The 19,916-nt window shown below is 49.6% G+C and carries 12 protein-coding genes and 1 pseudogene; 10 read left to right on the forward strand and 3 right to left on the reverse strand.

The window, feature by feature from the left end; all coding sequences use genetic code 11:
- Nucleotides 1-96: 96 nt before the first annotated feature.
- Nucleotides 97-981 carry a YqhG family protein gene (locus HH215_RS01870; RefSeq protein WP_169278357.1) on the reverse strand — a complete coding sequence of 295 codons (885 nt, stop codon included), beginning with the start codon at nucleotides 979-981 and terminating at the stop codon, nucleotides 97-99.
- Nucleotides 978-2,759, reverse strand: coding sequence for a DEAD/DEAH box helicase (locus HH215_RS01875; protein WP_169284176.1), 1,782 nt, complete (start codon nucleotides 2,757-2,759; stop codon nucleotides 978-980). Before HH215_RS01875 ends, HH215_RS01870 begins: the two co-directional genes overlap by 4 nt.
- 428 nt (nucleotides 2,760-3,187) lie before the next feature.
- On the opposite strand from HH215_RS01875, the gene HH215_RS01880 reads away from it, so the two are divergent.
- On the forward strand, nucleotides 3,188-5,776 hold the full coding sequence (locus tag HH215_RS01880) for an adenosylcobalamin-dependent ribonucleoside-diphosphate reductase (protein ID WP_375140507.1): 2,589 nt from the start codon (nucleotides 3,188-3,190) through the stop codon (nucleotides 5,774-5,776).
- 128 nt (nucleotides 5,777-5,904) lie between these two features.
- On the opposite strand, the gene HH215_RS01885 is transcribed toward HH215_RS01880, so the two are convergent.
- Complete coding sequence (locus tag HH215_RS01885) at nucleotides 5,905-6,732, reverse strand: MerR family transcriptional regulator (protein WP_169278359.1); 828 nt, start codon at nucleotides 6,730-6,732, stop codon at nucleotides 5,905-5,907.
- Between the two features lie 208 nt (nucleotides 6,733-6,940).
- Here HH215_RS01885 and HH215_RS01890 point away from each other — a divergent pair, with 208 nt between their 5' ends.
- From HH215_RS01890 to HH215_RS01925, 9 genes and pseudogenes are all read left to right on the forward strand, one after another.
- Nucleotides 6,941-8,632 carry a glycoside hydrolase family 172 protein gene (locus HH215_RS01890; RefSeq protein ID WP_169278360.1) on the forward strand — a complete coding sequence of 564 codons (1,692 nt, stop codon included), beginning with the start codon at nucleotides 6,941-6,943 and terminating at the stop codon, nucleotides 8,630-8,632.
- Nucleotides 8,629-10,863, forward strand: coding sequence for a GH32 C-terminal domain-containing protein (locus HH215_RS01895; RefSeq protein WP_254450338.1), 2,235 nt, complete (start codon nucleotides 8,629-8,631; stop codon nucleotides 10,861-10,863). The genes HH215_RS01890 and HH215_RS01895 overlap by 4 nt, the downstream gene beginning before the upstream one ends.
- A gap of 137 nt (nucleotides 10,864-11,000) precedes the next feature.
- Nucleotides 11,001-12,428: a glycoside hydrolase family 32 protein gene (locus tag HH215_RS01900; protein ID WP_169278361.1), complete on the forward strand. Its 1,428-nt coding sequence runs from the start codon at nucleotides 11,001-11,003 to the stop codon at nucleotides 12,426-12,428.
- Between the two features lie 143 nt (nucleotides 12,429-12,571).
- Nucleotides 12,572-12,748 (forward strand): annotated as a pseudogene (locus HH215_RS36785) (DUF4269 domain-containing protein); the annotation flags it as partial.
- Nucleotides 12,749-12,835: 87 nt separating this feature from the next.
- Nucleotides 12,836-13,843 (forward strand): LacI family DNA-binding transcriptional regulator, encoded by a 1,008-nt coding sequence (locus HH215_RS01905; protein ID WP_254450339.1) that lies wholly within the window; start codon nucleotides 12,836-12,838, stop codon nucleotides 13,841-13,843.
- A gap of 94 nt (nucleotides 13,844-13,937) precedes the next feature.
- Nucleotides 13,938-14,843 carry an ABC transporter permease gene (locus tag HH215_RS01910; RefSeq protein WP_254450340.1) on the forward strand — a complete coding sequence of 302 codons (906 nt, stop codon included), beginning with the start codon at nucleotides 13,938-13,940 and terminating at the stop codon, nucleotides 14,841-14,843.
- A gap of 27 nt (nucleotides 14,844-14,870) precedes the next feature.
- On the forward strand, nucleotides 14,871-15,752 hold the full coding sequence (locus tag HH215_RS01915) for a carbohydrate ABC transporter permease (RefSeq protein ID WP_169284180.1): 882 nt from the start codon (nucleotides 14,871-14,873) through the stop codon (nucleotides 15,750-15,752).
- A gap of 117 nt (nucleotides 15,753-15,869) precedes the next feature.
- Nucleotides 15,870-17,534, forward strand: a complete 1,665-nt coding sequence (locus tag HH215_RS01920) for an extracellular solute-binding protein (protein ID WP_169278362.1) — start codon at nucleotides 15,870-15,872, stop codon at nucleotides 17,532-17,534.
- A gap of 107 nt (nucleotides 17,535-17,641) precedes the next feature.
- On the forward strand, nucleotides 17,642-19,900 hold the full coding sequence (locus HH215_RS01925) for a GH32 C-terminal domain-containing protein (RefSeq protein WP_254450341.1): 2,259 nt from the start codon (nucleotides 17,642-17,644) through the stop codon (nucleotides 19,898-19,900).
- The last annotated feature ends 16 nt before the right edge of the window (nucleotides 19,901-19,916 follow it).

Consider the following 19,916-nt stretch of genomic DNA (forward strand, 5'->3'; position numbering starts at 1 on the left):
GGACAAGCCCTGCCGAGACTGTTGTAACCTGTCAGGCGCAGGGAAGTCCGAAGGTTCTATTTTTGCCGATTAGACGCGCTTTATCTCCCGCAAAGGCTAATGAATGCCGGGAAGATGAAAAATTCCGCAGTTCATGACGGTCAGAGACACTCTAGGACGGTACTGCCAGTCGATCTCGGCTTCTCTCTGTTTGTATCGAGCGGTTACGGCTTCCTTCTGTTCCTTCTGATCCGGATGCCCCATATTGTCTAACATGGGCAAGTAATACTGCCGAATCCGCTCCAACTCGTCCTGCCGGCGTTGCTCCGCTTCTACCGCCCAGGAAAAATCGGTATTTTTGAGCTTGCGTTCCATCGTTAGCTCTAATTGATTCATCCCCTTGCGAAGCGACATACCATTCTTCATTAAATGGATGTTGGAAGGAAGCCGGGGCGAGAGCTTCTTAACCTTCAGTGTTTCCATAAACCTCTCGTTGATAACCCCGGTAGCGAGCGAAATCCCCCATCCGTAGATCTCTTCCCGTTTCATGTCGCATTCGAAGCCGACCTTGAAGTTCACCCCGAGCCATGCCGTATAAGGTAGCGAGCTTAACGGATCGATTCTGCCGCGGGGAGGCTCTTCGAACAGCGTGACGCATCGTCCTCCCAGCGAGGTCGCTTCGAACAATTGCTGAAGGCGCCTCGATCCGAAATAAACGTCCTCTTGAATGATCCTGCCGGATTCGGTCATGACGTAGGTGATCGGGGTGGCCGCAGCTCTATCCGCCATGGAGGGATTCTCGAATGACCATTTGTAAGTCATCGTCTCGGGAACGGAACCTGTCCGATCGACGAAGCTCCAATAATAGGGGCGGTTCGATAACGCTCTGTCCGCATCGGGCGAGAGCTTAACCGTCACGTGACTTGGGCTTTTCTCGATAAAATGGCTGCCGGTGGAATCCAAATAAGCGACGACGAATTTGTGGATTTGTTTGGTATTCATGGCTTGTTCTCCCGATGCAGTTGATTTTTCGTTGCGAGCAACGTATCTCCGAGTCCGTCGATCCGTCTGCGCAGTTCCTCTCCATCCGTGGATTCCAGCACCAACTGGGCTAACCGGCGCTCCAGGGATTCCTCTTTCTCGAACTGTTGAATGATCTCGTCAAGCTCTCCGATAACCAATTCGAACATATTGATTTTCTCATGGAGCAGATGTACGATGTGTTCTTCGATTGTCCCCAATGTGCACAGATTAAAGATTTGCACGTCTTCCGTTTGTCCTAGGCGATGGACGCGACCGATTCTCTGTTCGACCCTCATCGGGTTCCAAGGGAGATCGAAGTTGATGACGTGATGGCAGAATTGCAGGTTGATGCCTTCGCCTCCGGCTTCGGTGGCCACCATCACTTGCGCGCGTCTGCGGAAGAGATCCATCATCCAGTCTTTTTTGCCGCGGTTCATTCCGCCTCGGTAAGGCACGGCCGTGAGTCCGTGTTCTTTGAAAAACTTCAGCAAGTATTCTTGGGTGGCGCGATATTCGGTAAATACGATCACTTTGTCGTTCATGTTCTGAATCAATTCCATCGTCTTCTCCGCTTTGGTGTTCGATTTAATGCTGCGGATGAGCTCGACGATCTCCCAAATCCTGGCGCGAAGCGGCGATTCCTCGGACGTTTTCTTAAACAAGTTAATGAGGGTAAGAAATACGGCATCCCGGCTGGAACAAACCTCGCGTTGAAGCGTGACGAGGGATAACATGCTCGTTAAGTCGCCGTTCTCGGTCGTCGCGTGCTTGCGGACATAGTCGGTTACGCCTTGGTAGAGCGCCATCTCCTCGGGAGAGAGGCGAAGCGGGACGTTCGTGACGACCCGTTTCGTAAATTCGACGCCGCCGTCGCTGCGACGATTGCGGATCATCACTTGCCCGAGCGCTTCGTGCAGCTTGGCTTCGTTCTTAGGCACTCTGCGATCGGCGACGAAGTTAGCGGCGAAGTCGCCTTCTCCGCCAAGTTGGCCGGGTTTAAGCAGGGTAATGAGGTTATATAACTCGGACAGATCGTTCTGAACGGGCGTAGCGGTTAGCAGCAGGCAATACTTTTTGCGAAGCTCGTTAATGAACTGATAGTTGCCCGTCCGCTTATTCTTCAGCTTGTGCGCTTCGTCCACGATGATCAGATCGAACTCGTTGTCTAGCAGCATCTGGCGATGGGGATCGCGTTTGGCCGTATCCATCGAGGCGACGACGATGTCGTTGTCCCATGTATACGCCTTCCGCTGCGCGATGGCGGGAATGTCGAACTTGCCGTTTAATTCGCGAACCCATTGCAGAACGAGCGATGCCGGAACGAGGATGAGCACTTTCTTCACTAAGCCGCGAATGAGGTATTCTTTCAGAATAAGTCCGGCTTCGATCGTCTTGCCCAAGCCGACTTCATCGGCTAAGATCGCGCGGCCTCGCATCTCGTGGAGGACTTTGCGGGCGGTATCGACTTGATGCGGCAACGGTTCGAAATGCGGAAGCAGCGTAAGGCATTGCAACGCATGGAAATCCGTAACGAGAGAGGCTTCTTCGGCTTCCAAGCTGAGTTGGTATAGAGCCCAATCGTCCCAAGGACCGTTGCGGTCCGAGCGACGTTCCAATTCTTCGAAAGCTCCGCGATCGACGTGCATGTCTACCAACGCATGAAGCTTGCGGGGGGCCGGATCGGAAGAATAGCTGGCCGGAGACTTGAAAGGTTGAGGAACGGAGGCCGAAGATCCTTCCTCGATATCGGGTGCCATTGGCGGTTCTGGCGGCAGTTGGACGGCAGGTGAAACCGCGCCGGACAGCGGGTCGGCGGGGGAAGAGAAAGGGTTGCGCAACGAGAGTTCCTCCTGGGCGATAACTTAACCGATGTCGTATAGGTGAAGTTTCGAAGGGTTATTGTAAAGCTAGAATATCATGTCCATTCTTTAGTATGAGCAAACGGCGAGAATTCATAACAAGGATGCAAAATCGAGCCGTATCCGGTTCGTTCTAGCGCTTCCTCGTTATTTCATCCGTTTTCGACTAATGATCTGATTGTCCTATGTTTTCACTATATATGGTGATGTATAATGGTTTTTAAACACAATATGTTGTATAATTTAGGTATGGCATGAAGTGTTGCGGGCCGTGTGATGTTGCAATTCTAATCTGATATTCGGGAGGGTGTACCGGATTGAAAACGATGCAAGCAAGTCGGTTGGAAGGACTTAGCGAGAAAATATTTTTGGATCGATATGCATGGAAGAATGCCGATTCCAACGCCGCGAAGGTTGGGGATGTCGTCCTTGTGCTCACGAAGGATGATCCTAAATTTCCTGCCAAAGACGTAGGGGAAGTCGTGGAACGCGATGGACAACAAGTAACCGTTAAGCTTCGTAACGGAGAGTTAGTGCAATCTACCGTCGAGAAATTGACGTTAACCATTGAGAAGACGCCGGAGGAAATGTGGACGCGCCTCGCTAACGCGATGGGGTCCGTCGAGGATTCCGCCGAGAAGCAGAAGGAATGGTCGGAGAAATTCCGCTGGCTGCTGGACGACTGGAAGCTCGTTCCGGGCGGACGGATCGCCGCGGGTGCGGGAGCGAGCGAAGAATTGACGCTCTTTAACTGCTACGTTATCCCGTCGCCTCATGATAGCCGTGGCGGCATTATGCAGACGCTGACGGAGATGACGGAAATTATGGCGCGCGGCGGCGGAGTGGGCATTAACTTGTCGTCGTTGCGTCCTCGCCGTGCGATCGTCAAAGGCGTGAACGGTTCCTCCAGCGGGGCGGTCTCTTGGGGCGGATTGTTCAGCTATACGACGGGGTTGATCGAACAGGGCGGAAGCCGTCGCGGAGCATTGATGCTTATGATCAACGACTGGCATCCGGACGTCGAGGATTTCATTACCGTGAAGCAGACGATGGGCCAAGTCACGAACGCGAATCTGTCCGTATGCGTAAGCAACGCCTTCATGAAGGCGGTCAAGGAAGACGCGAACTGGGATTTGGTGTTCCCGGATTCCAAGGATCCGGAATACGACGCGCTATGGGACGGAGATCTGGAGAAGTGGAAGAAGCTCGGCAAGAACGTCGTCCATTATCGGACCGTTCGCGCTCGCGACGTATGGAACAGCATTATCGAGGGCGCATGGAAATCGGCTGAACCGGGCGTCGTATTCATGGAATACTACAACCAAATGTCCAACAGCTGGTATTTTAACCCGATTATTTGTACGAATCCGTGCGGGGAGCAAGGACTCCCGGCATGGGGAGTGTGCAATTTATCGGCGATTAATCTGTCCAAGTTCTACGATGAGGAGAACCACGACGTCGCATGGGATGAGCTGTCTAAGGTTGTCCGTTACTCGACTCGTTTCTTGGATAACGTAATCGACAAGACGCCATATCATTTTCCCGAGAACGAGAAAAACCAGAAGAACGAGCGTCGCGTAGGTCTAGGAACGATGGGGCTTGCGGAGTTGATGATTCGTTTGGAAGTCCGCTACGGCAGCACGGAAAGCATGGATTTCCTAGATAAGTTATATGGCTTCATAGCACGCGAAGCTTACCTCGCGTCCACGGAGATTGCTGCGGAAAAAGGTTCTTTCCCAGCATTCGAGGCGGAGCCATACTTGCAAAGCGGATTCATGAAAAATATGGTCGAGACTTATCCGGAAGTCGGCGAAGCCGTTTCCAAACGAGGGATGCGCAACGTTACCGTTCTTACCCAAGCGCCTACGGGCTCCACGGGTACGATGGTGGGCACTTCTACCGGAATCGAACCTTATTTCGCTTTTGAGTTTTTCCGTCAAAGCCGTTTAGGCTACGATAAGCAATTTGTCCCGATCGCTCAGGAATGGCAAGACGCCCATCCGGGCGAAACGCTTCCGGAGTGGTTCGTCACCGCGATGGACCTGTCCGCGAAAGATCACATTCGCGCGCAGGCCGCGATTCAACGCTGGGTCGACAGCTCGATCTCCAAGACGGCGAACTGCCCGTCCGATTTCACGGTCGAAGAGACGGCGGAGCTGTACGAGATGGCATTCGAGCTCGGTTGCAAAGGCGTAACGATCTATCGCGACGGCAGTCGCGACGTTCAAGTTCTCAGCACGACTAAAGACGCCAAGAAGGAAGATGCGGCGAAAGCGGAAGCTCCAGCGGCAACGGTCGCGGCGGTTGCGGAAGCAAGTCCAAGTCCGGTGGAAACTCTGGACTCGGCGCTTAACGTCAGCGTGACTCCGGAGCAGAAGCAAGTGTTCGACAAACAATACAAGAGCCGTCCAAAAGTTCTTCGCGGAGCGACTTACAAATACAATACGCCGTTCGGCATGGCGTATATTACCGTTAACGATATCGATGGCACGCCGGGAGAAATTTTCCTGAACGTCGGTAAAGCCGGTTCCGACGTATTCGCCATGGCGGAAGCGCTCGGCCGCGTGTGCTCGTTGTTCCTGCGTTACGGGGATCACGGCAACAAAGTCCAGCTTCTCGTGAAACATCTGAAAGGCATCGGAGGCTCCGGCGCAGTCGGCTTCGGCCCGAACCGCGTCGAGTCCATTGCGGACGCGGTCGCTCAAGCGCTTGAAACCCACGCTGGCATGGTAGATCACGAACACGCGGCTTCTCTGGAAACTCCGATCGCGGCGACTGCTTACAACGTCCTCTCGGACAAGTCGCGAGCGGCGTATACTTCTAAGGATTTGTGCCCGTCTTGCGGATCGGCATCACTGCTGAATGTTGAGGGTTGTAAGACTTGCGGGAATTGCGGATATAGTAAGTGTAATTGAGGATAGAGGGGGATTTTATCCCTCTTCTTTTTTTTCTTCTTTTGTTTGGCGTCCGTTCACGTCGGGGGAAATAGCCCAGATCCTCACTTTATTTTCTCCAGACACTAGACCGCGTTTTATATATCGGTCTACGCCAATGGAATTCGTATTTCGACTAAATGTTCGCTCTCGTTTTTCACAATAAAACTACTAATAATAGAGGTCATAATAATATCTCCTCTTATATTCAGTTTATTAACTGCAATATACTCCCTGATATCGGTGAAGACGTGTATTAGTTTATCGTTTTCACCTTTATGATAGGCGACGATGCAAACGCCCAGGGGATATTCTTCAACGTTGGCGTCACCCCGGAACTCCTTTTCAAGAGGCAAAATGACCTTTTCAATCAGTAGATCATTCGCAGTATGCAGGTATTTTTCGTTATATATATAGGTCAGGCCGTGATTATGACCGACCTCCGAGTAATTCGGAAAGCGGGTTATTAATTCTTGTAATTTGGCCTCGAAATCAAACCAATCACTGACTGTTTGGCATTCTCCGATTACCCCTCGAATCGAGTAACATTCTTTAATTTCTATCCCATTCTTAAACTTTTCAAAATAGCTGCCCTTTTCCTCAATTGTATCCAGGATGAAAGCAAACCTCTTCGCAACGGTTTGCATCTTAGCAATTTGTTCTTCGAATTGATTTTGCTGATATCTAAGATTATTAATTGCTTCCTTAAGACTCGTTATTTCTCTGAATTGCTTTACTTCATCCAACGATAATCCGATCAATTTGAGAAATTTGATATGGTCAACTTCAAGAAATTGCTCTTCAGAGTAAAAACGGTAGCCATTTTGTTCATTTATAAGATCGGGAGACAAAAGGCCGATTTGGTCATAATACCTTAAGGTTTGAGCATCGATCCTCTTAATTTTTGCAAGTTCTCCGATTTTGAATTTTTTCTTCATACATTACACCCCTAAATATGGAAGATCGTATTTTTATCATGATGGTGAGATGTCTATTGACCTTATGGTTACTATAAGGTTTATTCTATCATTAATCAAGGCAACTTGGAGGTGAGTCGAGAGGCTGATGTTCATGTGCTAGGTCTAAAAGGGAATCCAAATGCAATCCATTTTCAGTCTGACTTAAAGAATGAAAGGAAGTGAGAGCATGCAACCAGTTCAAACATCATATACGTACCGCGATTTGGTCGAACGATTGTTCAACCTTGAAATGCTGGCCGTTCCGCCTATACCCGGCGAAAGAAGCGGAAGTTTCTCGAGCTTTGATCGAAGCTCCGTCTACAATGAGGAAACTCGATGCTATGAGAACTGGGGAGCAAATGAAGACGGGGGCGGCTATATACGCCTTGAAGACAGCGGTATCGTGGCTTGTGATTTAGAGGGGCCGGGGGTCATCTGGCGAGTCTGGTCTGCATTGCCGGGTGAAGGGCATATTCGAATATATCTCGACAATAGCGAGGAACCGGTCATTGACAAACCCTTCAGCGATTTTTTTGATAAATTCAGTGATGAGAGTTGTCCGGCGAATTTCCCGAATTTAGCGCCTATTCTGTCTCGTGGAAGAAACAGTTATATCCCAATTCCCTTTCAGAAACATTGCAAAGTGGTGCTCGACAAGGATTGGGGAAATTATTATCACTTCACATATACGCAGTTCCCAAAGGATGTGCAGATGCCAGAGTTCTCCGGCAAGTTCGACAAGGACTCATCTATAGCTCTTGCAGAAGCGGACAGATTTCTTCAAGGGCGGGGGAGGCGGAGACCGCAGCATCAGCAGCATTTTGATCGGACAGTAAGATTGTCCGTACCGGCTGGTGATAAAACTGTTGTCTTAGACCATACTGGTGCAGGTGCTATCTCCATGATCCGTATTCGAACAAACTTAGCTCAAAAAACCGAGGAGCAACAGCGAAATGCATTGAGGCAAATGGTTATTTCCATGAAATGGGATCGTGTAGACAAGCCTTCTGTCTGGGCACCGCTCGGTGACTTTTTTGGTAGCGCTCCAGGTATTAAGCCATATCGCGCTCTGCCATTGGGGATGGACGAACTTGAATTCTATTGCCACTGGTACATGCCCTTCTCGGATGGCGCTATGATTGAAATCGCAAATGACGGACCTGAACTACAGACGCTCGAGATCGATATTCGAATCGTAGACGTGATGAAGGAGCATACGGATAAGCTGCTGCGGTTCCATGCTAAATGGCACCGAGACGAATTTCTTGATCTGGAGAAGGAGCGGTATGAGGCGGGGCGAGACCGTTGGCCGGATTGGCCGTTATTGCTGGCCGAAGGCCCAGGCCGATTCTGCGGCGTTCATCTTCATGTCTATAATGCATGGAAAAAGCCCGAACAAGATGCTGACACTTGGTGGTACGGAAGAGGGGACCGGAAAACAATCGATTGGTGGTGGGGGGAAGGAGACGAGAAGTTTTTCGTTGACGGAGAGACATTTCCATCGACTTTCGGAACGGGGAGTGAGGACTATATCGGTTATGCTTGGGCAGCCGAACCCCCTTTCCCTATGTTCGACAGTGCGTTTGCTAGTCAACCCTATGTCGAGATCGATGGAAATGGCCATACTTCAGTGAACCGGTTCCATATCTGTGACAATATTCCGTTCATGCAATCATTCGAAGGCTTTATTGAGAAATATAAAGCGAATCAATGGGATGAAGTCAATCGATGCCTCTATGCCTCAACGGTGTACTGGTACCAAACTCGCGGTACGACAGACCGGTATTTGCCTATAGAACTAGAAGAACGTATCGGGTATGACACGTTGGATCATGACGGACCAAAATACAATAACGATAAATTGGGGGATTCGCTTTGAAGAATAATTTAATCGCGCATTGGAGTTTTGACGAAGGCAAGGGCAATCTGATTCGTGAGCACTGCACTGGACGTGAGGACAATATTCATTATGTATTCAACGAGGCGAAATATAAACCGTCTAGCGACCCGCTTTGGGTGAAGGGGGTCAAAGGCAATGCGCTTCTGTTCGACGGATATTCGACCTGGGTTTCCGCACCATCCGATACGCGCTCATTCAAGTCGATGACGATTGAATGTTGGGTTGCGCCTCGTTCGTATGAGCACGGCGACGGGGGAAGACTTTCCGCAATAATAAACCAACATGATCGGGAGACCAAGACGGGGTTTGTGCTGGGGATGTTTCGACATGGCTGGTGGTCTTTTCAAATCGGGACAGGAGATGCGTGGTACGAGGTTTGGTCCGAGGCAGACCCGATTCCAAGAGATACATGGTCACATGTCGCCGCCGTATTTGATGGAGTGAAAGGCAACTTAGTTCTCTTGTTAAACGGAAAACAGGTGGCATTGCGAAGTATTCCATCGGAAATGGAAATCAAGCCTGCACCCGTCGAATTGCTCGTCGGAAAGAACAATAAGCCGAGTGTATTGCACGGTGTTTTTACAACCAATATGTTCAATGGTATCATCGACGAGCTTTGCTTGTACGATGCGGCCTTATCGGTGGAGGAGATCGAAGCCAGGGGTGTAAGAGTTCCCGAGAACCAGCCGGATACCGTTCAGCGCAGAAGCAGATACGACGGCGACAGACATAGACCTCAATACCACTTTATACCGCCGGAGCATTGGATGAACGAGCCTCATGGGCCGATGTACTTTAACGGACAATATCATATATTTTATCAGCATAACCCACAAGGCCCCTACTGGAATCAGATACATTGGGGACATGCAGTTAGCCCGGACATGCTTCGCTGGCGCGACGTGCCGTTTGCCTTGTCTCCGGAAAAAGGCGATATTGACCCTGATGGCATTTGGTCCGGCGGAACGGCAGTCGATGACGATGGCGTTCCGGTGATCTTCTATGCGGCAGGCAACAAACGAAGGAATCCAGATCAATCAGTAGCTATGGCGAGAAGTACGTTCGGGCAGGATGGGAACAACGATTTGGTAGATTGGATCAAGCACCCCGAGTATGTCGCAGTCTTACCGGAAGGGGTAGGCCTTCCTGGGAATTTTCGAGACCCTTTTGTATGGAAGGAAGAGAAGACATGGTATATGATCGTGACGTCCGGCATACCGGGAAAAGGCGGAACGGCATTGTTGTATACGTCGGAGGACATGATCGACTGGACCTATCGAAATCCGATCTATGTCGGCGATTCGCAAAAGTACCCGAAGACAGGCGATGCCTGGGAACTGCCGCTCCTGTTCCCATTTTATAAGACCGAAAAAGGTGAACAGAAGCACATTTTTATCGTTAATCCGTGGTTCTTGCAAGCAAGCCCGCACTACTGCAAATATATTTTCTACTGGATTGGTACTTGGGACCGGGATCGTCTGGTTTTTATTCCTGACGAAGAGGAGCCACAGGTGTTCGATGTGGGAGAGCACTGGATCGGGCCGAGTGGATTTGTGGATCCAAGCGGAAGAATCATTCTATTCAGCGTCATTTTCGCCATGAGCCCGAGGATCAGCAATGAACTCGGTTGGTCCTACAATGCCGGTCTCCCCGTAGAGGTCGGGATGCGTCCGGACGGTCGGCCAGGCGTCAAGCCCATCGTGGAGCTAGAAACCTTACGAGGCCGTAAATTGATTGAATTGTCAGATCTCCCTCTCGATAAGGCGAATGAACGGCTGAGAGAAATTGAAGGCGACATGCTTGAAATCGAGCTTGAGCTTGAACCGGGCGAGGCCGAACGATTTGGGATCAAGGTTCGCGTGTCACCTGACGAGATGGAAGAAACGTTGCTGTTCTATGACAGAGCGAATGCAAGCTTCATGGCGGATCGAAATAAGTCGAGTATGGAGCCGGATGTGGAGAAAGGCATTGAAGGCGGTCCGGTAGATTTGGAGGGCGGCAATCTTCAACTGCACATCTATCTGGATAAATCCATGATCGAGTCTTACATTAACGGAATTAAAAGTTTGACGACGCGTATATTCCCTTTCCGGCATGACGCGCAGGGTTTGAAGCTTCTAGGTGACGCGTCGACAGTAGTCAAGTCGCTTACGATATGGGAAATGAAGTCCGCATACGAAGATTGTCAGGAAGGAAAAATGGACATTTAACGGAACCTGCAAACCCTATGGCAACTAACATAGGGTTTGCGGTAGTTGCCGGAATTATGAAGAGTAATCATCATTCAAGAGTAGTAATAACTATTATCGGGAAATGCGGTTCTCAATCTTAACGGGAGGCTACAGTTATGAAGGAATTTTTTTATCGTCCTGAGAATGCTTGGGTCGGAGACGTGATCCCCTATTATGAAGATCAAGAGTTTAAGCTATTTTATCTTCACGGTTGGAGAGAGAATTACAGAGAAGGTTTGGATAATGGTTGGCATTTGATAACAACGAACGACTTCTGTAATTATAGGGAATATGGGGCTATTAATGTACTTGGAGGAACGGGGCACGTTATAAAAGTCGGGCTTATCTATCATTTGTTCTATTGTATTTTTCCCGAAGGAAAGCAGTTAGTCTGCCATGCAATCGGAACGGATCTCATGAACTGGACGCCGATTCCAGAGGATACTTTCTCCGCGGATAATGAGATTTACGAAATGTCTGACTGGAGGGATCCCTTCGTATTTTGGAACGAAGAGGATGGGCAATATTGGATGCTTCTTGCCGCAATGGCTAAGGGACCTTCAAATCGCAAAGGGTGCGTAGCATTGCTGACGTCACCGGACTTGAGGAAGTGGTCTTATCGTGAGCCCCTCTATGCTCCGAATATTCATGTAGGGGCCCATGAATGCCCGGAAATGTTTCGGATGGGAGAATGGTGGTATCTAGTATACTCTAACTACACAGACCGTTTCGCCACCTTCTACCGCATGAGCCGCTCGGCGAATGGTCCATGGATCACGCCAAAGTTCGATACATTCGATGGTCGGGCATATTATGCGGCAAAGTCGGCTTCGGACGGGCAAAAGCGCTATTTGTTCGGCTGGAACCCGACGAAGAATGACGACTTATTCGGGTGGAATCCTCCTAAGTACGTCGGTAAAGATTATGATACATGGGATTGGGGCGGAAATTTGGTTGTCCATGAGATCATCCAGCGTCCGGACGGTACACTTGCGGTCAAGGTTCCGGATTCGGTGAATAAGGCATTTGCAGTCGAGCAGCCGCTTCATCTGGAATGGATCACCGGAACGTGGACGTCTTCGTCTCTAGAGTACGCGTGCGAATCTCCATATGCATTTGCAGCCAGTTTGTCGCAAGAAGATTTGCCGGATCGATGCAAAGTATCGATGGAAATACGGTTCTCGGAACATACGCAGGGGACAGGCATCATGTTGCGTGCGGGGAGGGGACTGGATTTTGCATACTATATCGCGCTTGAGCCACAGCGAAATAGAGTTACATTTCGAGGACCAATCATGCAGAGCGAGGATGGGGGCAAGACTTTCCCTTACGAGGTTGAATTAGAACGTCCGATCGAACTATTGCCCGACCAAGACTATAAACTTCAAATCTTTATCGATGGCTCAATCTGCGAGATCTATGTCAATGGGGAAGTTGCAATGAGCGCAAGAATGTACGATATCGAACGAGGCAAGCTTGGTTTGTTCGTTAGTCAGGGAAATGCTCAATTCAAACAGGTGAAGGTTGAGACGATCAGAGGTTGATTCTCAATATAGGTCAGGAATCAAAAGGAAAATAAGAGGTATTATAAAATCATCATCAGATAAATAAAACGTTTACGTAAACGCTTAACTAGATCAATATTGAACAAATGGGATGCCGAATCTAGCAGAACAAAGAGAGGTGACAGGAGATTTTGCGACTCAAGGAAAGCGGATTAAAAACAGAGCCTGCTTTTGCCCAAGTGTTTGAATTAGTTGGTGAATTATGTGTGGATCCTCTAGACGAAAAGACGCTCAAAACCGAAATCTTGGTAAACTCTAGTAGTCTAGTAAACCGTCGAATCCTGGTGAAAATCGAGTAAAAGTTGTTGACAGCATCTCTTGAAAGCGTTTATACTGAGTTCATAAAAACGATTACGTAAACGTTTTTCTGAGAGGTGAGGGAACGAATGAATGCCGGCATCAAAGAGGTGGCGGAAGCCGCTGGAGTATCCATCGCAACCGTTTCCCACGTGGTGAACAGTACAAGATTCGTATCCGAAAAGACGAAATCGAAAGTGTTCCGCGCCATGGAACAGCTTGACTTCCGTCCCAACGCAGTTGCCCAAAGCTTGAGAAGTCAGAAGTCCAACACGATCGGCCTGATCGTTCCAATGCTTCCTTCTGATACTTCGAATTTCTTCTTCATGACGATTGTGCAAGGCATTCAGAAGACACTGAAACAGCATGGATATCAATTGCTGCTTAGCAACAACGCTACGGAAGAACTCGAAGAGGAGAAAGAGCAGATCAAGCTGTTCAATTCCAAATTGATCGACGGGTTGATTATCGCGTCCATTGCCGATGATGCGAGTTATTTGAACGACACGGTCCGCTCCCATTACCCGGTTGTGTTTATTGACCGAAAGTCTGAAGGCTATCCTGGCGATTACGTCTTGGCTGATGGCTTCGGAGGTTCGTTGAAAGCGGTTCAATCAATATTGGATAAAGGGCATGAAAAAATAGGCTTCATTACGGGCACACTAGGAATATCCACGAGCAACGAACGATTGGAAGGATACAAGAAAGCATTAGCCGATCGCGGCATAGCGTTCGATCCGTCGCTTATGAGGGAAGCGAATGCAAGTTTTGAAAACGGATACGAATGCGCAAAAGAGCTTATTGCCTCATCTGACATTACCGCTTTATTTGTGGCCAACAACGTGTTGACCATGGGGGTTGTGGCATACCTTCAGGAGCAAAAAATAAAAATGCCGGAGGAACTAGCCGTCATCGGATTCGACGACTACGATTGGACGAAAATTACGACTCCTCCGCTATCGGTAATTCGACAGCCTTCGTTTGAAATCGGCGTAAAGGCGGCCGAAGCGATGATTCAACGAATTGAGAATTCGGATAAGCATGAAGGGATCGAGTACCGCCTTCCAACGACACTGATTATGCGAGGCTCGTGCTAGCCTAAATTTTTTCTATTTATGGCTAGCATTATTTTCGGAAATATATAAAAACGTTTACGTAAACGTTTTTATTACAAAAACGGGGGAATTCGCAGTGCAAAATCGTCTAAAACGAATTCGAGTCAATTGGGAGCTTTATTTGTTAATGTTGCTTCCGGTCACCTACTTCATCATTTTCCGGTATATGCCCATGTATGGAGTTCAAATCGCATTTAAAGATTTTTCCGCAGCCAAAGGGGTTTGGGACAGCCCATGGATCGGTTTCGATCATTTTGTCCGTTTTTTCGAATCTTATAACTTCGATCAGGTGGTTCTAAACACCGTTTACTTAAGCTTGTTGCTTCTTGTCATCGCGTTTCCGATTCCGATCCTTATCGCGCTCATGCTGCATCAGGTAACGCACCAGAAGCTCAAGAAGTTTATGCAGACTTCCATCTACGCTCCATATTTTATCTCGACCGTCGTTCTGGTCGGCATGGTATTCGTGTTCCTGTCCCCGAACAGCGGTATCGTAAACCATATTATTATGGCCTTCGGCGGCAAGCCGGTTATGTTTATGGCGGATTCGGCTTGGTTCAGGCCGATTTATGTCTTTACCGAAGTGTGGCAGACGACTGGGTTTTCTTCCATCATCTACTTGGCTGCTTTGGCCGGCATCGATCCTTCTTTGCACGAAGCGGCAGTCGTGGATGGTGCCAATAAATGGAAGAGGATCCGGCACATCGATATTCCCGGCATTATGCCAACCATCGTGGTGCTATTCGTTCTAGCCGTCGGCAATCTGATGAACATCGGCTTCGAGAAAGCGTTTCTCATGCAAACCAACATTAATGTGGACACGTCCGAAATCATTCCGACTTACGTGTACAAAATCGGGATTCAGCGTGCGCAATATAGCTTCTCTGCGGCGATCGGTTTGTTTAATGCCGTTATTAATTTGATCCTGTTGTTCATCGTCAACCGGGCAGTCAAAAAAATGAGTGGAAACGGCTTGTTTTAGGAAGGGAGAGAATCGAACTTGCTTACAATGAAAAGAAAAACGGCCAGTGACGTGCTTTTCGATATTACAAACTATACGCTTCTCATCGGATTTACGCTCATGATTTTGTATCCGCTTTATTTTATTCTGATCGCTTCCTTCAGTGATCCGAATCAGGTCAGCACCGGCCGAGTTTGGTTGTTCCCGCAGGGAATCACCTTCGAAGGTTACGAGCGGATTTTTGGTAACAAAGAAATTTGGATCGGTTACCGGAATTCGATCGTGTATGCCGCCTTGTCGGCATTCATCGGCACCGCGCTTGCCATCATGGCAGCCTACCCGTTGTCGCGGAAAGATTTCTACGGCCGACACGTGTTCATGCTCTTCTTCGCAATCACCTTGTTTTTCAACGGAGGCTTGATCCCGACCTATCTTCAGGTTCGGAAGATGCACATGGTGGATACGATTTGGCCGGTCATTCTCCTAACGTGTGTCGACGCCTTCGTCATCATTATCGCGAGGACCTTCTTCCAGGGGCTTCCGGAGGAAATTCGCGAATCGGCGAACATGGATGGTTGTACCAATCTGCGATATATCTGGAGTTTCGTGCTGCCGTTATCAAAACCGATTATCGCCGTACTCGTGCTGTTTGCGATTGTAAGACAATGGAACGGATTTTTCGATGCGCTGATTTACCTTAAAGACCAAAGCAAATTTCCGTTGCAGTTAATCTTGCGCAACATTCTCATAGAGAACCAGCCTAGCGGGAATTTGGTTGCCGACCTTCAGGAGGCTGTCGAGCAGCAGCGGATCGTAGGTTTAATCAAATATGGCCTCATTATCGTCGCGGCGCTTCCGCTCTTGATCCTGTATCCGTTCCTGCAACGCTATTTCGTTCAAGGGGTGTTCATTGGTTCGGTCAAGGGCTGAGGAGTAAACGAATCTGTTGACTATGGTAGGAGGTGATTCTTTCCTCGGTGGAGACCGCGGATCAGTCGCAGGACCGTTTTTGTGATTAAAGATAATCAAAGGGAGGGTTTTGTACAAATGAAAAGAAAATCTTCACTCGGATTGGCAGGCATCTTGGGTTTGACCTTGGTACTCTCCGCATGCAGCGGCAGCAACGACAACAACAACTCATCACCTTCGACAAGCGCAAGTAGCGCACCGTCGGCAAGTGCACAGGCATCCGAAACAGCCGTAGGTCAATTCCCGCTTAAAGAGCAAATTACATTGAAGGGGGTAGCAAAAAGACCTCCTCTCGCGCCTAGCGATTTCAACGAGCAACCGCTAATCAAAGAGCTCGAGAAAAACACGAATGTTCACATCGAGTGGGACACTACCGTAGACACTGACTTTATCGCGAAGCGCAACCTGCTGCTCGCTTCCGGCAGTCTGCCGGACTTCTTCTTCCCGTCACAGTTCAACGATATCGAGTTGCTGAAATACGGTAAAGAAGGAACGATCGTTCCGCTGAACGATCTGATCGACAAGCATATGCCTAACCTGAAAGCGATCCTTGATCGCCGTTCTGATATCAAAGCTTATATAACAGCGCCGGATGGTAATATCTATGCGTTGCCTGTCGGCGAAGAAATTGGTTCCGGCCAGCAAGTCATCGGTTCTCAGCCTAACTTCCTGTACATTAACCAGGAATGGCTCGACAATCTCGGCCTGCAAATGCCAACGACGATCGACGAGTTCACGAATGTCCTGAAAGAGTTTAAAACGAAAGACCCGAACAAAAACGGCAAAGCCGACGAAATTCCGTTGACCTACATCGACAACTTCTGGACCGGCGACATCGGCTATCTATTCGGCGCCTTCGGCGTGCCGGACAAAACGTACCGTCCGAACAACTTCACTTTTCTGGATCACCTAAACGTAGACAACGGGAAAGTTACCGTTTCCGCTCAACAGGAAGGCTTCAAGCAAGCTGCGGCTTACCTGCATAACTGGTTCAAAGATGGTCTGGTTGATCTGGACGCGTTTACGCACGACTACGATACGTACTTCGCTCGAGGCAAAACGCCGGATGAAACGATTGGCGCGATGATCTGGTGGGACAAAAACGACGTAGCAGGCCCCGAAAGAGGCAAACACTGGGTTCACGTTCCTCCGTTCAAAGATATGGTCGTGGAATTCTCAAACGGCGGAGACGGTCTTGATCGCAATGGTCCGGCTATTACGAGAGACAACAAGAATCCGGAAATCACTGCGGCGTGGCTGGATCAATTCTACGCGCCTGAGATGGCGGCCCAAGCGCGCTTCGGTCCGATCGGCGTATGGTTCGAAAAAGATGCCAGCGGCAAGCTGGTTCAAAAGCAAATTGAAAACCCGGGCGAGTTCAGACAATCCTCGGCGGTTTCCAACGGTATTGGTCTTCTCCTCACTGACATGACGGACAAAGTCGGTTATATTGAGCCGCGTGCGCAAGAGAGGATCGACGATATCAGTAAATACTACTTACCACAAATGCAAAAAGAAAAATTCCCGAACATCTTCTTCACTGAGGAAGAATTGGAAGTCATCGAACGTCTGAAGCCGGACATTTCCGACTACATCAACAAGATGCGCGCTAAATGGCTGCTTGGCGGCGGCGTGGAAAATGATTGGGACAAATTCCAAAAGACCCTGGATAAGATGGGCGTTCAAGAATTGCTGAAGGTGCACCAAGCCGGATACGACCGTTATATTGCAGCACAGAAATAAATCTATCTGTCCAATTGAGTCTATAGTAGCTGGCCGGAACTGACATTGTCTGTTCCGGCTAGTCTCCTATTGTTCCTGTAAAGGCAGAGTACAGGAGGAAACAAGTTTTGTATACAGACCAAGGAGAACATTCTTTGATCGCAAGCTGGTCGTTCGACGAAGGGCAAGGAAACAAGGCATGGGACATCGTGTCCGGCAAAGAGGACAACATTACATTTGCACTGGCCAAGGGGCGGTTTCAGCCACCGCAGCATCCGGTCTGGCGGCCGGGATTATCTGGAACCGCCTTGTCTTTCGACGGGTATTCAACCTATATCCGCCGTTGGTCAGGTGAAGTAGGAAAACCAACCGATGCATTGTCAATCGCCGCTTGGATTGCGCCGCGTACCTATGATATTGACCATGATCACCGGCTTTGCCCCATTGTGAACCAGCATAATAGAGATCTTCGGCAGGGATACGTATTCGGGCTTTACAAACACGGATCCTGGTCGTTGCAGCTTGGACTGGGCAACGAATGGGTTGAAGTTTGGTGCCATGACCGGCCAATTCCGAAAAACAGGTGGTCGTTCGTGGCTGCCGTCTACGATAAAGGAAACGGCACATTAAAGCTATTTCTCAACGGAGTAGAAGCCGCTAGTCTGACCCATCCGGGGGCGGCAAGCATTTCTCCCTGCGAAGCCGATTTGCTCGTCGGGCGCCATAACGAAGAGGCGATGTTGGACGGACCTTTCGTCAAGAATCATTTCGACGGGCTCATGGATGAAGTCCGAATTTATTCCAGGAGCTTGCGAGGGGAAGAAGTACTCCATTTATATCGGGAAGCGCTTGAACTCCATGGGGGCCTAATTCCAGAAATTCCTTCGGAACATCTGACGATTTCGCGAGAGTTGTTCAGCAGGGACCGGCATCGGCCCCAATTCCATCTCAGCCCTCCAGGCCATTGGATGAATGAGCCTCATGCTCCGATCTATTATAACGGCCGTTATCATTTGTTTTATCAGTCCAATCCGAGAGGCCCCTTCTGGCAATCGATCCATTGGGGTCACTGGGTAAGCGATGATTTGGTTCATTGGCGGGATCTGCCGCCGGCACTCGCTCCCGAACCCGGCATCGATAGTGACGGTATTTGGTCAGGGAGCGCGGCGCTTGATGAGAACGGAGTTCCGGCGCTATTTTATACGGCGGGGAATTTCAATCTGAATCCCGATCAATGTGTAGCGCTTGCTCGAAGCACGTTCGTTGAAGACGGAGATCCGGATTTGGTCCGGTGGGTAAAAAGGCAAACGCCGCTCGCAGTCCAACCGCAAGGCGTCGAAGCGCTGCCAGGGATGTTTCGCGATCCGTTCGTCTGGAAGGAAGACGGGCGATGGATCATGTTGGTCGGCGGCGGTCTGATCGAACGGGGCGGTACGGCGTTCGTCTATGTCTCGGAGAATATGGAGGATTGGATTTACAAAGGAACGTTTTGCGTCAGTGATTTTGCGAAGTACCCTCATTTGGGAACTGGATGGGAATTGCCGGTCCTGCTGCCGTTGAAACAGGGCGGACGAAATACAGGCAAACATGTCTTTTTGATCAGCCCATGGGGTACCGGGGCGAAGATGATCGTGCATTACTGGATCGGAACGTATGATGCGGCAAATTTACGATTTATTCCGGACGATGATGAACCGCGACCGATCGACGTCGGGGATATTCACTTCACGGGACCGAGCGGCATGGTTGATCCGATCACGGGACGGTCACTGCTCTTCACGATCGCACAAGGGGAACGCACATCCGAATTGGAATACGACAGCGGATGGGCCCATAGCGCTGGAATGCCGGTTTCACTTCACTTGCGGAATGACGGCAGGTTAGGGGTCGAGCCGATCCGAGAGGTCGAGCAATTGCGGGACCGTTTGCTGCTTCAGTTGTCGGATGTGTCCATGGATGAGGCGAATCGGCGGCTACAGGATATCCATGGCGATTTGCTGGAAATCGATATCGTTTTCCAAGTCGGTTCCGCGAACCGTTATGGCGTGTCGGTTCGGCGTTCACCGGAAGGTGAAGAGGAAATTGAACTCTTTTACGATCGCCTTCGGGAACGGCTCGGCGTAGACAGGAACCACTCGACATTGGATTCGAGGGAACGACCTAACGGCATTCAGGAAGGTTCGCTGGAATTGCGTGGCGAGCCTCTGCATATGCGAATCTTCGTCGACCGATCCCTGATTGAAACCTACGCGAACGGATTGAAGAGCCTCACGACCCGAACGTATCCGTCCCGGACGGACGCGGACGGCATCCGGCTGTTCGCGGACGCGGAGCTACGAATCGAATCGCTTCGAATCTGGAGCATGCTGCCGATTTTTCAGCCGTAAAGCTTTGAAAGTTGAA

Source organism: Cohnella herbarum, assembly GCF_012849095.1.
GTDB lineage: Bacteria > Bacillota > Bacilli > Paenibacillales > Paenibacillaceae > Cohnella > Cohnella herbarum.

Excerpts from the sequence above, each read along its gene's own strand:
- HH215_RS01870 (WP_169278357.1), bottom strand. The coding sequence starts at position 981 with ATGAATACCAAACAAATCCACAAATTCGTCGTCGCTTATTTGGATTCC.
- HH215_RS01875 (WP_169284176.1), bottom strand. The coding sequence starts at position 2,759 with ATGGCACCCGATATCGAGGAAGGATCTTCGGCCTCCGTTCCTCAACCT.
- HH215_RS01880 (WP_375140507.1), top strand. The coding sequence starts at position 3,188 with ATGCAAGCAAGTCGGTTGGAAGGACTTAGCGAGAAAATATTTTTGGAT.
- HH215_RS01885 (WP_169278359.1), bottom strand. The coding sequence starts at position 6,732 with ATGAAGAAAAAATTCAAAATCGGAGAACTTGCAAAAATTAAGAGGATC.
- HH215_RS01890 (WP_169278360.1), top strand. The coding sequence starts at position 6,941 with ATGCAACCAGTTCAAACATCATATACGTACCGCGATTTGGTCGAACGA.
- HH215_RS01900 (WP_169278361.1), top strand. The coding sequence starts at position 11,001 with ATGAAGGAATTTTTTTATCGTCCTGAGAATGCTTGGGTCGGAGACGTG.
- HH215_RS01905 (WP_254450339.1), top strand. The coding sequence starts at position 12,836 with ATGAATGCCGGCATCAAAGAGGTGGCGGAAGCCGCTGGAGTATCCATC.
- HH215_RS01915 (WP_169284180.1), top strand. The coding sequence starts at position 14,871 with ATGAAAAGAAAAACGGCCAGTGACGTGCTTTTCGATATTACAAACTAT.
- HH215_RS01920 (WP_169278362.1), top strand. The coding sequence starts at position 15,870 with ATGAAAAGAAAATCTTCACTCGGATTGGCAGGCATCTTGGGTTTGACC.